Here is a 14,791-nt window from a genome sequence, read left to right on the forward strand (position 1 = left end):
TGTGAAAACGGGTCTTACTTTGACTCAGCTTCAGAGGATTCGGCGGCGGACTCATCACTGGAGGTCGCCGTCGTCTCAGATGCCGTGGAAGCAGCGTCGGAAGCCACTTCTGTGCTCTCACCTTCGGAAGAAACAGGCGCATCGTTGTCGCCAGCAGCAGCCTTAGCCTCAGCCTGGGCACGCTCGGCACGAGCCTTCTTGCCGTCCTCAACGGCGGAGGCAATGACGCCAGTCAGCAGCGCAGCCGAACGGATAGCGTCGTCGTTACCCGGAATCGGGTAGTCAACGACGTCGGGATCGCAGTTCGTGTCCAGAATGGCCACGACCGGGATGTTCAGCTTTTGGGCCTCGGAGACAGCGATGTGTTCCTTGTTGGTGTCGACGATCCAGATCGCAGACGGAACCTTGTTCATGTCGGAGATACCGCCAAGAACGCGCTCGAGCTTCTGGCGCTCGCGGGTCAGCATCAAGACTTCCTTCTTGGTGCGACCTTCGTAGCCGTTCTCCGCTGCGTCCATGGCCTGAAGTTCCTTCAGACGACCCAGGCGCTTGTGGACGGTTTGGAAGTTGGTGAGCATGCCGCCCAACCAGCGGTGGTTGACGTACGGCATACCAACGCGCTCAGCCTCGGTTGCAACTGCTTCCTGGGCCTGCTTCTTGGTACCGACGAAGAGGATGTTGCCGCCATGAGCAACAGTCTCTTTAACGAACTCGTAGGCAGAATCGATGTAGGTCAGTGTCTGCTGAAGATCAATGATGTAGATGCCGTTGCGCTCCGTGATGATGTAGCGCTTCATCTTCGGGTTCCAACGACGGGTCTGGTGGCCAAAGTGGACACCGGCGTCAAGGAGCTGACGCATGGTTACAACAGCCATATATTTCTTGGGAAGCGCATCGGGGACGCTTAGGTGCTCGTTGCACCAGGTGGTATGTACCAACTCCCGGCGCGGAACACAGCGGTCCGGCTTCCCTCCTCGCTTTCTGCTCGGACGTAGTGGTTATTTCTTACATGTCAGCTTGACCAGCTGACGTGGTTGTGTGGGTTTCCTCCACACCCTGGTGCCATCGGGTTCGAATACTTGCGAATCACAACAGCGCCGGACAACAGGCGGGAACTACTTCCCTACCGGCGATACCGCGATTCCCGAGACCACATTCTCTCCCTCGTCCCTTCGTTGTTAACGCGGTGCATGTCCTTGGCTTTTGCCGACGTAGCTACTACCACGTAGACAAAAATAAGGCCTTAACGGCTATGACGCGTTAAAGAAGGGGCGTGATGGTCACGCGAAGTCAATGGTCATACGGGGAAACCACGGGGAGTCATGAACGGCGTCGTGCGGCTGTGAAGCTTCTTAGCTCACTGCCACGATGTCCGTTGCTAGCTCTACGCGGCCCACACAGACACATTGCATCGACTAACTGTACTGCTTAGAACGCTTTTTCCCAAGTCCTAGAAAACGACGTAACTCTGACACGACTCTTATGCAACTCTCAGGGGAAGAGTTGTGGCGTCACTCCTCGGTTCGGTTTATCCACAGCCCCACAGTTATCCACAGAACGAGTGGTGATCGGCCCTCCATCACACTCCGATTTGTGTGAATAAGCGGACTCTTATGTCATGGCTTTTTTAGCACCACTTGTCTGCCGACCACATGTCTCCCGGCTCCGTACACGCAGTTCCCTCACCGTGTTGTTCACGTTGTTCACGGTGGTGACCATAGTGTGGGTCACGGCGCTCATCCTTTGTCCTGCTCATAGCCCTATTCTCATGGGATCCGGGAACACGCTCTATACGGCCGTGGCCCATGTGGAGGGCACTCCCGACGAGGCATCGCTCAGGCAGGCCACTGCATATCACCATATCCGACGGCATCGGTTACCCATAGCATCAAAGGTGATCGTTCCCTTCAAAGCTCCCCCAGAACCCTGGCTCTCCGGCCATCGCGGAGTTGATCTTGAAGCCGCTCCTGGCACACCCATTCGCGCTTCGTTGTCGGGGACTATCGCGTTCGCCGGGCAGGTCGGTGGCCGACCGGTGGTGTCGATCCAGCACACCGACGGTATCCGGACCACGTACGATCCTGTTATTTCTCAACGCGCCCGTGGCGACGTTGTCCGGCGGGGTGAAATTATTGGTGTTCTTGCGAACGAGAATGAAGCAACCCACGGCCCCGGACTTGGGTGGGGAGCAAAGATCGGCGAGAGTTACATCGACCCACTGACTCTTCTGGGACGATCAGAAGTGAGGTTGAAGCCTCAATGAGTGAGCCAGCGCTAGAACCAGTTCCGACGCCACCTGCACTGTGCATTTAACATTCGGTGAACCAGTGTTCGGTCCAGCAGTGCGCGGTCACGCTCGCGGGTGCGCTTGGTTAAACACCGCTTTCAAACGTTCAGAATCGACATGCGTGTAAATCTGAGTTGTTGCTAGCGAGGCGTGTCCCAGCATTTCTTGGACCACTCGAAGATCCGCTCCCCCTTCAAGAACATCAGTGGCCGCACTGTGCCTGAGCGCGTGTGGGGAAACATCCCCTCCCGATACGGTTGAGGTCGCTTGATGAACAACCGTTCTGACTTGACGCGGGTCTATCCGACCACCCCGTTTCCCTAAGAAAACAGCCTCATCAGCGTCCTTGTGATGCCCGTTCGCAGCAATCGCGGGCCGTCCAATATCGATCCATCGTTTCAGTGCGTGTGCAGCAGACTCACCGAAGGGGACGACACGTTGTTTATTGCCTTTGCCCAGAATGGTGACCGTCTGCCTCGCGAAATCTAGGTCGCCAATATTGAGTCGACACAGTTCAGATACTCGCACGCCGGTGCCGTACATAAACTCGACCATCGCGAGGTCGCGAAGCGCGATGGGGTCTTCTTCTTCCGCACCGACTTCCAAGTTGTGGAGTATTTCTGCCGTTTGATCAGCAGCTAAGACACGCGGGAGCGTTTTATCCGGACGTGGCGACGACAAACGAGATGCCGGATCGCTTTGCACAATTCCTCGGTGTTCAAGCCACCGTCCGAAATTCCTCACCGCTGAGGCGCGACGTGAAAGACTCGATCGCGCATGCCCGGCCCGCAAAGCATCCGCCTGCCAACGTCGTATGTGGTGCAAAGTGAGTTGATCGACCGTCGTTAGCCCGTCGACGAGCGAGTGAAGGTCATTGCGATAAGCCTTGACCGTGTTCTCACTGCGCCCTTTGGTGAATGTGAGGAAGTCCAGATAGTCCTCGATAATGCCGTCCCACTGCGCCGATACGGCTGGTTCCTTGTCCGACGCAACATCATTCCGGTCTTTACTGGAACCAGTATCGGGTGAATGCGGTGTTCCGGCCATGTGTACTGAGTATAGGTGCCGGGACGCGATCACACCGTTGACGCGGCAGTGTCACGTTCCCATAGGTTTCCGCTCCGGCTAATTAGTCCTTTGTCTCTGAGTTCACACAGGATCGTCATGGTCTGCACCAAGGGCAGACCGGAGGACGCGGCTATGGCGGCTGCATCGGATCTCTTCCCGCTTACTGCGTCATAAACACGTAACGACGGTCGATCAAGCCGCTGGACGTCCGTCGCTGGATAATCCATTTCCAACTGGGCATCGCTGTCCAGGGTTCCCAAGGGGCTCAGTGATTCGATAAGGTCCGCTCCACTTTCAATCAATTCGGCGCGACCTTCGCGGATGAGTCGATGACAACCGTGAGATGATCGCGATGTCACTGCCCCGGGTACTGCGAACACCTGCTTGCCCATCGTTTCGGCCCAGCTCACGGTGTTGAGCGCGCCAGAGCGATAACCTGCCTCGATAACCACCACGCCTTGGCCCAAGGCCGCTGAGAGACGGTTTCTGGTCAAGAATCGATGCCGGGCTGGACGTGTTCCCGGGGGATATTCCGTGATCACCACTCCTTCGCGGGCGATGTCGTTGAACTCAGTCCTATGGGCTGCGGGATAGGTGACGTCAATGCCGTGGGCCACGATGGCAACAGTGGAGTGGCCGACGCGGAGGGCTGCACGATGCGCACTAATGTCGATCCCGAAGGCACCTCCTGAGACCACTGTCCACCCATGGGTGGCACACTCAGCGCCGATATCTGCAGCGACCGCATTCCCGTACCGCGTGGCAGCACGTGTGCCAACAACAGTGATCGCTTTCTCCGTCAAGGCTCGAGCGTTCCCGCCTTTGACCCATAGGCCGTGCGGAGGGATTGCGTCATCGTGATGAGATTTCGCCCCGTCGGCAGTGCGGGAAACGTGAAATGATTCGGCGAGTACTGGACCGGGCCACGCGTCGTCATCGGGGGTGATGAAACATGCCCCGACGGAGGCTGCCGAATGAAGGTCTGCCAACGGTTGGAACCATCCGCAGCGCGACTCCGTGGCACTCAACACCTTGGGCGGAAGACTCGGATCACGACGAATGATCCGTATAGCAGCAGACACCGGATCCGATTCCCCACTTTCCCAAATCAGAGCCAAAAGATGCGCATTCGGCCCCTCTACAACCCGGTTGAGGTACGCCCACGCTTGATGCCGCGCTGTAAAATCTGCCGTGCCCTTAAAAACGGTCGAATGAACTAAAGAAGGCGCTCCCCTACTCGGCCCACTCCCTTCAATCGCTCGTCCGCCCTCGTAGTCATCTCCCTGACCTGTGTGACAGGTACCGTTATCGCCCAATGTTGTCTACCCCCTCATGTAAAGATTGTGCTTCATCAAAATGGTCGAGCGTCACGTGAGAAAGCCCGACCACCGCATCCGTCCCCGACGAACCCGCATCGCCATCGCCAAACGCCCCTGCCTCAAGATCCGCAATCGTGAACGCCACCCGACACAACCGATCAACCCCTCGCTGAGTCACCGCATCCGTACGCAGTAAATAGTCGACATAGCTGGCCACCATCGGAACCGTGCTCAACCACTCACGGATCCATTTTCCCGGGACGTGGGAGTTCGTGATTGGCCCAAGCCCCATAGAATCCCACCGTCGCCGAGCACACCGGTGGGCGTAGCAGACTCTGCGTCGTATCGATTCTGACGATTCACCCCGACGTATCGACGACACCATGGAATCCTTCGGTGCCGTCGTCACAGCGAGGTCGATTCGGTCTAAGAGTGGGCCCGACAATCCGGAGAGGTACGTCGAGCGAACACGACCTGTACACCGACATTCCTGAGGTGTTGCTGCACCACAAGGACACGGATTTGCTGCCATGATCAACTGAAAACTCGACGGATACACGACGGAAAAACGATTGCGCGAAATCCGCACAAAGCCCTGCTCAAGTGGCGTACGCAACGCATCGAGGACCCGGGCCTTCATCTCCCCGACCTCGTCGAGAAACAACACACCGTGGTGCGCCCGACTGATAGCGCCCGGCCGTGGCCGCCCCGAACCTCCACCAATGAGCCCAGCGACTGAGATCGAATAATGCGGATCCACAAATGGAGGTCGAGTGACCACGTCGATCATCGTCTCTGATGACAACGAATGAATCGCCGTCACTTCAAGACATTGCTGTTCACTTAATGGCGGGAGGATGGTGGGAACGCGGGCCGCCAACATTGATTTCCCGGACCCCGGAGGGCCGATAAGAAGCATATGGTGGCCACCAGCAGCTGCGATTTCAATACCGCGCCGGGCTAGTTCTTGACCGAGAACGTCCGACATGTCCAGCGTCTCATTGGGTTGACTGGCCGCAGACGACACTCGGTGATGTTCGCACCGAATACACGCGTGCTGCACAACTTCTGAGGCCAACGTCGGTTGATCACTCGTCATCGGTTGTCCCGTGCACACCCACGCCCATGCCGCGCGCAATGAGGTCACAGCCCACACTGAAATACCCGCGACCAAGGAGGCTTCCGCTGCGTTGGCCGCGGGAACAATAGCGGCCGTCATTCCCTGGTCACGCGCTGCGATAATGGCAGGGAGCACACCAGCAACAGGGCGGACATCACCATTCAGCCCCAGTTCACCGATAAAAACCGTCGAATCAAGGCGGGCTCTTATGTCTCGGTCTCGTTTCTTCGAACTACACGATCCGTTCGCTGACCTGCTGGCATTCGAGGCTAAAACCGCGATCACCAGAGCAAGGTCATAGCCAGATCCGTTCTTCGGTAACGACGCAGGCGAAAGGCTGACCACGATCTTCGTTTTTGGCCACTCGAGGCCGGAGTTTCTCGCCGCTGATCGGATGCGGTCGCGCGCCTCTGATACCGCCGTATCCCCCAGGCCGACGACGTTCATTCCGGGTAAGCCCGGACCAGAATCCGCCTCAATAGAGATAGGGATTCCGGAAATCCCTTGAAGGGCCACAGAGTAGGTCCGCCCGACAGTCATCACGCCACCTCTTCAAAGTGCTCCAGCGAACAACGCCACGGCATGGCTTCGCTAGGGGGATGGACCGCAATGTCGATCAAATCGATACGGATGAACTGGGGATGGACGTCAGGGTGGGCGGCTAACCACTGGCTCATTCCCCGCCGGAGAGTCTGCTGCTTCTTCCGCGTGATGGCCTCAACTCCTCCACCGAAAAACTGGGTTCGACGCGTTTTGACCTCGACGACGGCGCACACCGCCGGTGAGTTGCGCGCGTCGGTGTTCAACGTGGCGACGATGTCCAACTCGCCTCCGCGAAAGCGCCAGTTCCTGTCGACGATGACGAACCCTTGGCGGACTAGCCATTCCGCTGCGCGGTCTTCACCCCACCGGCCTAAAAGCCGAGTGGAACAACTCCCTACAAAGGCCGACGCGTAATCGTCGTCAAGACAAAGTTGTGTCTGTGTACTACCGTCAGTCCCCACCGCGACCCCCTACTACCGATGTCAGTCATATCCGTGTGGGCGATAGCTTCTCATAAAAAGGCCCCAGCGACGTCGGCATTCAGTGTGAACACCACGCGTCGCTGGGGATAACTTCCGGCCTGGGGATAACTAGCTAACAAGCACACTATGTAGAGCACAAAACGTGCTACTGCCCCTATGGATTCCCTGAACATGAGGGCGTACGAGTTCCAAAAAGGACTCTAAAAAGGGCTCGAACGAAAGCGCTCTAATAATTCTCGCTAGCGCGAATCAACCTAATCCGGAAGCTGGATATCAGGCTTATCTAGCTCCTCGATATTGACGTCTTTAAAGGTGATAACTCGCACGTATTTAACAAATCGAGCAGGCCGGTACATGTCCCATACCCAGGCATCCGACATCCGAACTTCGAAATAGACTTCCCCGTTCGAATTATTAGGTATGAGCTCCACCGCGTTAGCTAAATAAAACCGGCGTTCCGTTTCCACAACATACGAAAACTGGCTTACCACGTCGCGGTATTCGCGATACATGGATAATTCGACGTCGGCCTCGAAATTTTCAAGATCCTCAGCACTCACTGAAACTCAATCCTCCACATCAGATCCGGATATACGACTTAATGTACGTCAATTCAATAAAGGTGAGACGATCAGATCGAATGATGAGTACGATACGCACCTACCGCCTCGGCCACATTCCGATAAGTGTAACGATGCTCGGGCGTCCCGCCGTGGAGGCGCACCGCGTCAATATGTTGAGCGGTCCCGTAGCCCTTGTGCTTCTCCAGACCGTACCCGGGGTAGCGCTCCGCGAGATCGCACATGTAGCGGTCACGAGTAACTTTCGCCAAGACGCTTGCGGCCGCGATGCACCGGGCCGCCGAATCCCCACCGATGATGGGGAGATGCGGTTGCGTCAGGCCATCGACTCGCATGGCGTCGGTAAGAACATAGTGTGGACGTTGGTCTAATACCCCTACGGCACGTCGCATTCCAGCGATATTCATGGCTTGGACTCCATATTTATCGATATCTGCAGCTGGAATAAGAATGACTGACCATGATTCAGCGGAATCCTTAATAATCGGGAACAGTTTTTCTCTCATTGTGGGAGAAAGTTTCTTAGAATCAGTCAGCTTATCCAGGGGATGAATGGGCTTTGCCGGTAATATGCACGCGGCTATGGCCATCGGACCACAGCACGCTCCCCGACCTGCCTCATCCACACCGGCGACGGGGCCTAAACCCGCCTTGACCAACGCATCCTCATATGTCCGGGCTTGTGGCATACGACGAATTCGCGTGGCCTGAACATTCAACCAGGCACCAGTATGCCTAGTACCAGCATGTTTGCTCATGTCTACACATGCTCTCACCTGGTTAAAGCTACGTGAATGCCCGTCAACGAGCAGTCCACGCCCCGACGTTATCAGCACAACCGATCCCCTACGACTGAATCTGAGGATGCTTCACAGTACCTATCCGATTGAACGGCAAAATGCGGGCATCAACGCGACCAATCACATTATCCACTGGAACAGTTCCTTGATATTGATCCCCCATATGGAACCGAGAATCTCTCGAATTGGTCCGGTTATCACCCATGACCCACAGATGATCCTCGGGAACTTTCACAGGCCCGAAGTATTCGCCCCCACAGGCAATCGAACCGCCTTTAGTATCGACACTCCGAGAAGGCGGATTCATGATATACGAATTATCAATATCCTTCCCGTTAACTTTGACCCCATTATCGCCAGGTAAGCATTCCACTGTCTGGCCACCAGTCGCTATCACACGCTTAACAAGATCATTTTCGTCTGGTGCAACAAGCCCGATATACGACCCTAAGTTTTGAAAACCACGGACAATCCGATTACTCGACCGACTCGTTGTGTAGGCATTATCCCAAGACTCTGGGCCTTTAAAAACAACCACATCACCGGGCTTGGGGTCTTTAAAGTCATACACCATTTTATTGACGAAAATTCGGTCATTATTGCAGTCCGTACATCCATGAAGCGTGGGCTCCATAGATTCAGAAGGAATGACATAGACCCGCCCCACTACAGCTTGAAAAGCAATGGTCGCTATCAGCGCAATCGCAATAATGATGGGAACATCGATATACCACGGACGCTCAGAACGTGACGACTGTTTTCGCGAGCGCTCTCTTTTCGACGGAGCAGCAGCACGTGTGACACGGCGTCCTGTCGGGGGGTTGGGACGTCCTATCGGACGGTTGGAAGGCCTATTGCCGACGCGAGAACGCTGCTTTTCACGGAACGCTCTGCTGTCCTGCCTGACCGAGGTGTGTGACGGCTGAGGCCCAACCCGTCGCCCATCAGGTGACGAACGATCGATGCTCTTCGCCCTCGACGCACGTAAACGGTCGGGGCTCGTACGGGGGCGCCAGCCCGATGGGTTAGTTTCGGTCACAGGCCGTCATAGTACCAGCAGAATTCAGCAAAACATGATGTCTCCACCGCGATAGCGGATCGCAGTGGAATAACACTTCCGCCGGGCACACCACCTATGACGTCGCGAACAACACCGCGGGAACGCACGGAACGGCGACATCCCGGCCCAACGCATTCTTCGCGTAAGCGATCACACGCGGATTCGTCGTGTACGAGAGGTGATCGCCGAAGTCCTTGTTGCACCCGTCTTGCGTCACAATGTTGCTGACATCAACGTCTTTGCCCGATTCCGCAGCCGTCGTGAACTGCGCATGGCTCGTCGGCGTGACCACTAAATCAGCATGAGACGAAATGGACACATACTTGACCCCAGGAACCTCGATGTCGCTCATCTCGTGGGTCATGAAATCTGAACCAGTCAAAAGGTCATTCGACGCGGGTCCACCCAGCTTGCCGACGACATTGCTGAGCGGCAATCCCGCAGCATCCAGCTCCTGGTAGAGGTGATTAACCCCGACCAGCGTCGTGCCTTTAAGAACACCGCCGAGGGTGATGACCTTGCCGACGCCTTTTCCTTCTTTGCGCTTGGTGTACGCAGCTGCCATCGACCCGCCTTCGGAGTAGCCAATGATGTCGACATCGCTGCCCCCGAGATTGTCGCGGATCGCATCGATCTTGGCGGTGACTTCATCCACGCTATCGGCCATCGGGTTCAGGCCATTGAGACCAGGGATCAGTCCGGGAGCCGTCGCGGTTTCGGCTCTCATCGGCCGCGGGTCACCGTAATTGAATCCATAGACGCAGAAACCCGCAGCTGCCAGTTCCGGAGCCATCCGTGCATACGTCGAATAGAAATTCGAGTTCAAACCGTGAAGCAAAACAATGGGATTCTCGCCGGGGCGCGGAGTGCATTCCACATTTGCACCCTGAGGAGCAAGAGCCGGATCGGCCATGCCCAGCAACGTGGCCTGAACAAAACTGTCCTCTTTTGGTCCATGGCCGACGGTTTCAGCCCACGGAACATCCTTCGCCGCAGGGAGATCAACCTGTGTCGTGATGGGGTTGGCGGAAGCCTGTGGTTCGGTGCCGACCGCACCTGTCATTCCGGCGATAGCGGTAGCGGCGGCAAGGACACACGCGGCCACTTTCTTAGTCGACGAGTGAAGCGATGAGAGCATTCTGAGCCTTTCACACAACTTTGCACTCGATTCGACGTGACCAGAGTTCATTCACTGCGACTGAGTGCAACATGTATTCGATCCAGTAAAAAAGGTTTCGACAGATCTCGATGACAACACTGCAGGAGTAGCTCGCAGCCATTCGAGAGGGGAAACTGAAGAACCAACATTGAACCTACCTACGAAACCGTAGAAAAAGGCCTATCGCACGGAAATTACCCCCGTTGAAGGTAGGATTCCCCGCTCTATCCAGATGATCTCTACGTAAAAGACGTGATTGGCGCCCACATATTCGTGAGAGACCTTGTGACGCGCTTAAGGATTAATAGGTCAGTCGTCACGACCTATACGAGCCATGCAGCAAAACTCGGCATCAAAAAAGACCAATGCGATGTGCCTAAGCACTCACATTGGTCTTCATTGTTAAACCACCGAAGTGGTTAACGACAGGCAGTCGATTAACGACGCTCCTTGATCTTGGCTGCCTTACCGCGCAGGTTACGCAGGTAGTACAGCTTGGCGCGACGAACGTCACCGCGAGTCAAAACCTCGATGTGGTCGATGTTCGGTGTGTGAACCGGGAAAGTACGCTCCACGCCGATGCCGAACGACACCTTGCGGACGGTGAAGGTCTCACGGACACCGGAACCCTGGCGACGGATAACAACGCCACGGAACACCTGGATACGGGACTTTTGTCCCTCGATGACCTTCACGTGGACATCAACGGTATCGCCGGAACGGAACTCCGGAATGTCATCGCGTAGCGATGCAGCATCAACCTTGTCAAGAATGTTCATAAATACGATCCTTCGTAGTCGGAGCAGAGGAACCTAGCGGCACTTCCCGAGGGGCGCTCGGCCGGTTCGTACCCAGTACATTTTCACTGTCTAGTTACGCAGAATGCTCCGGGATAGCGTTGCAGCATCCCAGCATCAACGTCGATTGTTACAACGATGGCTTTCGCTTGCACTCGGCGAAATAGACAACCTCGAAATTATTGCACTACAGCAGTTATTTCTCCAACTCTGCCGACGCAACCGGTGTGTCGGGTGAAACTTGAGTCACCGGATCCCGACGTCGGCTCCCGCTTACTTGCCAAACCCGGCACGACGAAGAGCGTCGGCCATGGAACCACCCTGCTCACGTCGATTACCCGATCCTCGACGGCCACCCTGATGAGGCTTGCGGCCACCCTGATTGGGCTTGCGTGAACCCTGGCCACGTCGATGAGAGGCATGATTGCGCCCATCTCGACGGTTCTCGCGATGTTCACCTTGCCGACGCTGGCCTCTCTCCCCCGGCTCGTCGTTCAACCGCAAGGACAGCCCAATACGCTGCCGATCTGTATCCACGTCCATGACTTTGACGCGAACGACCTGGCCGGACTTCACAACATCGTGCGGATCCGACACAAAACGATCACTCATCGCCGACACATGGACGAGCCCGTCCTGGTGGACTCCGATATCGACAAAGGCTCCAAAGGCGGCGACGTTCGTGACTGTGCCCTCAAGCACCATCCCGGGAGTGAGATCAGAAACTTTTTCTATGCCCTCTTTGAACGTTGCGGTCCGGAACTCCGGACGCGGATCGCGGCCCGGTTTATCGAGCTCAGCGATGATATCGGTCACTGTCGGAATTCCCACTGCCCCCTGGGCAAACTGAGCCGGATCGAGCCCACTGAGTACGCGGGAATTGCCCATCAGGTGGTCCACGTCCAGGCCAGTGGTCTCCGAAATTGTTGACACAACGCCGTACGACTCCGGGTGTACTGCCGACGCGTCGAGCGGCTGCGAACCTCCACGGATACGCAAGAAACCAGCGCATTGTTCGAATGCCTTCGGTCCCAGGCGCGGGACCTTCGTCAAGGTTTTGCGCGAATCGAAAGCACCGTTGTCTTCGCGATACGCCACAATGTTCTCGGCGATGGTCGGAGTCACGCCGGCCACCCGGGTCAGCAGCGGAGCCGACGCGGTGTTCAAATCAACCCCCACGGCGTTAACCGCGTCTTCCACCACAGCGTTCAGAGCATCGGTCAAGGATGACTGGTTGACGTCATGCTGGTACTGCCCAACACCAATCGATTTCGGATCAACCTTGACCAGCTCAGCCAACGGATCCTGCAGGCGACGGGCAATCGACACCGCTCCACGCAAGGAAACATCGAGATCAGGGCACTCTTTACTCGCTAGTTCCGACGCCGAATAGACGGAGGCTCCCGACTCTGACACCACCACGGGGGTCGGGGCGTCGCCACCCAGCTCCTTCACCCTGGCCGCCACCTCGCGAGAGAGTTTTTCCGTCTCGCGGCTGGCCGTCCCGTTGCCGATAGCCATCAGGGCAACATGGTGGCGGACGCACATCGTCGCCAATTCATCGATAGCTGCCGACCACCTGTTCTGTGGCTGATGGGGGTACACGATCGTTGTATCCAGCACTTTCCCCGTGTCATCAACGACCGCGACTTTCACGCCATTGCGGTACCCGGGGTCAAGGCCGATCGTCACTTTCTGGCCAGCAGGCGCAGCGAGCAAGACGTCGTGGAGGTTCTTCGCAAAGACCTCTACCGCGGTCGCTTCGGCCTTCTCCTTCGCCCGCATACGGGCATCCAAGCTCGCTGAGACGCTCAGTTTTGTCCGCCAACCCCACTGGATCGCTTTCTCAATCCAATCCGCGGCGGGACCATCGTGGTCAATAGCGCTCCCCAAGTCCGCGTCGTCGGCAATGAGGCCAACATAGGGATCGTCGTCACCAGGATCGATCGAGAGGGAAATGACACCCTCACGCTCACCGCGCAGCAAAGCCAACACGCGGTGCGAGGGCACATCCGAGAGCTGCTCCGCGAAGTCGAAATAATCCCGATACGTCGCCCCCTCCTGCTCCTTGCCCTCCACAACGTGAGCCTCGAGAGCGCCAGAATCCCACACCCTATCGCGAATATGGCCGACGAGATCCGCGTTCGTCGCTAAGCGGTCAACGAAAATAGCACGGGCACCCTCCAGCGCCGCCTTCGTGTCCTCGAACCCCTCGGCGGTGTAGGACTGCGCGGCCGATTCCGGGTCCAGCGTGGGGTCGGCAAGTAAGGAATCAAGGAGCGGCTCAAGACCAGCTTCCCGTGCCTTATCTGCCTTCGTCCTGCGGCGCTTTTTATAGGGCAGATACAGATCCTCTAAGCGAGCCTTTGTGTCGCACTGCTGGATGAGCTCCCGCAACTCGTCGGTGAGTTTGCCCTGGCTATCAATTGCTTCGAGAATCGTCTGCTTGCGGTCCTCGAGCTCCCGCAGATAGGTCAAGCGCTCCGACAGGGTGCGGAGCTGAGCGTCGTCGAGACCGCCCGTCATTTCTTTGCGGTAGCGGGCAATAAAGGGAACCGTATTACCTTGGTCCAACAAGTCGACCGTCGTGCGGACTTGTTGTTCAGTAACACCTAATTCATGAGCGAGGGTCTGAATAATCACCCGACCGATGGTAGCCGTTACGCTCCAGCCACTCATCGTCAGCATGGCTCAGTAGCCCTGCAGCCCGGCAGCGCTCAATCAAATCTGGCCGACGTCGGGCCGTGATTTCTAGGGCACGCTCGCGATTCCACTGATCGACCTTCGCGTGATCGCCCGACAGCAAAATATCGGGGACGTCCCGACCGCGCCACGACCGTGGCTTCGTGTACCTCGGCCCCTCCAGCAGCCCCTCAGAGAACGAATCCTCCTCGTGGCTGCGCCGGTTACCAAGGACACCCGGGATCAGCCGAACAATCGCTTCCGCCATAACAAGCACTGCAACTTCACCGCCGACCAAAACATAGTCGCCGATCGACACTTCCTGAACGCGATAATGACCGCGGGCGTCATCGAAAACCCGCTGGTCAATGCCTTCATAACGACCGCAGGCGAAAACCAGGTGATCTTCCTGAGCTAGCTCGTGCGCTAAGTTCTGGGTAAACGGAGTACCTGTCGGGGTTGGTACGACGAGGACCGGCGTCGACGAGGTGTGGCCTGACTGGCCAGACTGACCAGAGTGGCCAGTTTCGACGACCTGCCCCGACGAACCACTGGCGCCATCAGATGAATCGAGGAGGTCATCATGCCTCGGTTGGCGGCGGTGAGGCTCGGCCGTGACAAGGTCCGCGGACTCGGCGATGGGGCCAGTGCCCTGGGCGACGTCGTCAAGCGCGCTCCCCCACACGTCGGGCTTCATCACCATGCCCGGGCCGCCACCATAGGGTGAGTCGTCGACGGACTTGTGAACCCCCGACGCCCACTGCCGAAGATCATGAACGCCGACGCTGATGATCCCCTGCTCGATTGCTTTACCTAGCAAGGCGTGCCGCAAGGGCTCCATGTAGGCGGGAAAGATGGTGATGACATCAAGCCGCAGGTGGTGAGGCACGGTC

The 14,791-nt window shown here is 57.0% G+C and carries 13 protein-coding genes; 1 reads left to right on the forward strand and 12 read right to left on the reverse strand.

Features of this window, described 5'->3' with window-relative positions; genetic code table 11:
* Window positions 1-14: 14 nt before the first annotated feature.
* Window positions 15-875 carry a 30S ribosomal protein S2 gene (rpsB, locus tag CKROP_RS05765; RefSeq protein ID WP_012731801.1) on the reverse strand — a complete coding sequence of 287 codons (861 nt, stop codon included), beginning with the start codon at window positions 873-875 and terminating at the stop codon, window positions 15-17.
* Window positions 876-1,768: 893 nt separating this feature from the next.
* On the opposite strand from rpsB, the gene CKROP_RS05770 reads away from it, so the two are divergent.
* Window positions 1,769-2,263 carry a M23 family metallopeptidase gene (locus tag CKROP_RS05770; RefSeq protein ID WP_169302952.1) on the forward strand — a complete coding sequence of 165 codons (495 nt, stop codon included), beginning with the start codon at window positions 1,769-1,771 and terminating at the stop codon, window positions 2,261-2,263.
* An 87-nt stretch (window positions 2,264-2,350) separates the two neighbouring features.
* On the opposite strand, the gene CKROP_RS05775 is transcribed toward CKROP_RS05770, so the two are convergent.
* The 11 genes from CKROP_RS05775 to trmD all read right to left on the reverse strand — a co-directional run bounded on the left by CKROP_RS05775 (window position 2,351) and on the right by trmD (window position 14,775).
* On the reverse strand, window positions 2,351-3,334 hold the full coding sequence (locus tag CKROP_RS05775) for a tyrosine recombinase XerC (protein WP_012731803.1): 984 nt from the start codon (window positions 3,332-3,334) through the stop codon (window positions 2,351-2,353).
* A 29-nt stretch (window positions 3,335-3,363) separates the two neighbouring features.
* Window positions 3,364-4,437 (reverse strand): DNA-processing protein DprA, encoded by a 1,074-nt coding sequence (gene dprA, locus CKROP_RS05780; RefSeq protein ID WP_169302953.1) that lies wholly within the window; start codon window positions 4,435-4,437, stop codon window positions 3,364-3,366.
* 223 nt (window positions 4,438-4,660) lie between these two features.
* Window positions 4,661-6,334 (reverse strand): YifB family Mg chelatase-like AAA ATPase, encoded by a 1,674-nt coding sequence (locus CKROP_RS05785; protein ID WP_012731805.1) that lies wholly within the window; start codon window positions 6,332-6,334, stop codon window positions 4,661-4,663.
* Window positions 6,334-6,798: a YraN family protein gene (locus CKROP_RS05790; RefSeq protein WP_012731806.1), complete on the reverse strand. Its 465-nt coding sequence runs from the start codon at window positions 6,796-6,798 to the stop codon at window positions 6,334-6,336. Before CKROP_RS05790 ends, CKROP_RS05785 begins: the two co-directional genes overlap by 1 nt.
* A 275-nt stretch (window positions 6,799-7,073) precedes the next feature.
* Window positions 7,074-7,379, reverse strand: coding sequence for a DUF2469 domain-containing protein (locus CKROP_RS05795; RefSeq protein ID WP_012731807.1), 306 nt, complete (start codon window positions 7,377-7,379; stop codon window positions 7,074-7,076).
* Window positions 7,380-7,450: 71 nt separating this feature from the next.
* Entirely contained in the window at window positions 7,451-8,158 is a 708-nt protein-coding gene (locus tag CKROP_RS05800) for a ribonuclease HII (RefSeq protein WP_081429415.1), read from the reverse strand.
* Between the two features lie 88 nt (window positions 8,159-8,246).
* Complete coding sequence (gene lepB / locus CKROP_RS05805) at window positions 8,247-9,239, reverse strand: signal peptidase I (protein ID WP_012731809.1); 993 nt, start codon at window positions 9,237-9,239, stop codon at window positions 8,247-8,249.
* A 94-nt stretch (window positions 9,240-9,333) separates the two neighbouring features.
* Entirely contained in the window at window positions 9,334-10,398 is a 1,065-nt protein-coding gene (locus CKROP_RS05810; RefSeq protein WP_012731810.1) for a lipase family alpha/beta hydrolase, read from the reverse strand.
* A gap of 458 nt (window positions 10,399-10,856) precedes the next feature.
* Complete coding sequence (gene rplS / locus CKROP_RS05815; protein ID WP_012731811.1) at window positions 10,857-11,198, reverse strand: 50S ribosomal protein L19; 342 nt, start codon at window positions 11,196-11,198, stop codon at window positions 10,857-10,859.
* 291 nt (window positions 11,199-11,489) lie between these two features.
* Window positions 11,490-13,895 carry a Tex family protein gene (locus tag CKROP_RS05820; protein WP_041628840.1) on the reverse strand — a complete coding sequence of 802 codons (2,406 nt, stop codon included), beginning with the start codon at window positions 13,893-13,895 and terminating at the stop codon, window positions 11,490-11,492.
* Window positions 13,834-14,775, reverse strand: a complete 942-nt coding sequence (trmD, locus tag CKROP_RS05825; protein ID WP_052292481.1) for a tRNA (guanosine(37)-N1)-methyltransferase TrmD — start codon at window positions 14,773-14,775, stop codon at window positions 13,834-13,836. The genes CKROP_RS05820 and trmD overlap by 62 nt, the downstream gene beginning before the upstream one ends.
* Window positions 14,776-14,791 lie beyond the last annotated feature (16 nt).

This window comes from Corynebacterium kroppenstedtii DSM 44385 (genome assembly GCF_000023145.1).
In the GTDB taxonomy this organism is placed as follows: Bacteria; Actinomycetota; Actinomycetes; order Mycobacteriales; family Mycobacteriaceae; genus Corynebacterium; species Corynebacterium kroppenstedtii.

Bases quoted from the DNA above. Each gene is read 5' to 3' on its own strand.
- rpsB (WP_012731801.1), bottom strand. From the start codon at position 875: ATGGCTGTTGTAACCATGCGTCAGCTCCTTGACGCCGGTGTCCACTTT.
- CKROP_RS05770 (WP_169302952.1), top strand. From the start codon at position 1,769: ATGGGATCCGGGAACACGCTCTATACGGCCGTGGCCCATGTGGAGGGC.
- CKROP_RS05775 (WP_012731803.1), bottom strand. From the start codon at position 3,334: ATGGCCGGAACACCGCATTCACCCGATACTGGTTCCAGTAAAGACCGG.
- CKROP_RS05785 (WP_012731805.1), bottom strand. From the start codon at position 6,334: ATGACTGTCGGGCGGACCTACTCTGTGGCCCTTCAAGGGATTTCCGGA.
- CKROP_RS05800 (WP_081429415.1), bottom strand. From the start codon at position 8,158: ATGAGCAAACATGCTGGTACTAGGCATACTGGTGCCTGGTTGAATGTT.
- CKROP_RS05810 (WP_012731810.1), bottom strand. From the start codon at position 10,398: ATGCTCTCATCGCTTCACTCGTCGACTAAGAAAGTGGCCGCGTGTGTC.
- rplS (WP_012731811.1), bottom strand. From the start codon at position 11,198: ATGAACATTCTTGACAAGGTTGATGCTGCATCGCTACGCGATGACATT.
- CKROP_RS05820 (WP_041628840.1), bottom strand. From the start codon at position 13,895: ATGAGTGGCTGGAGCGTAACGGCTACCATCGGTCGGGTGATTATTCAG.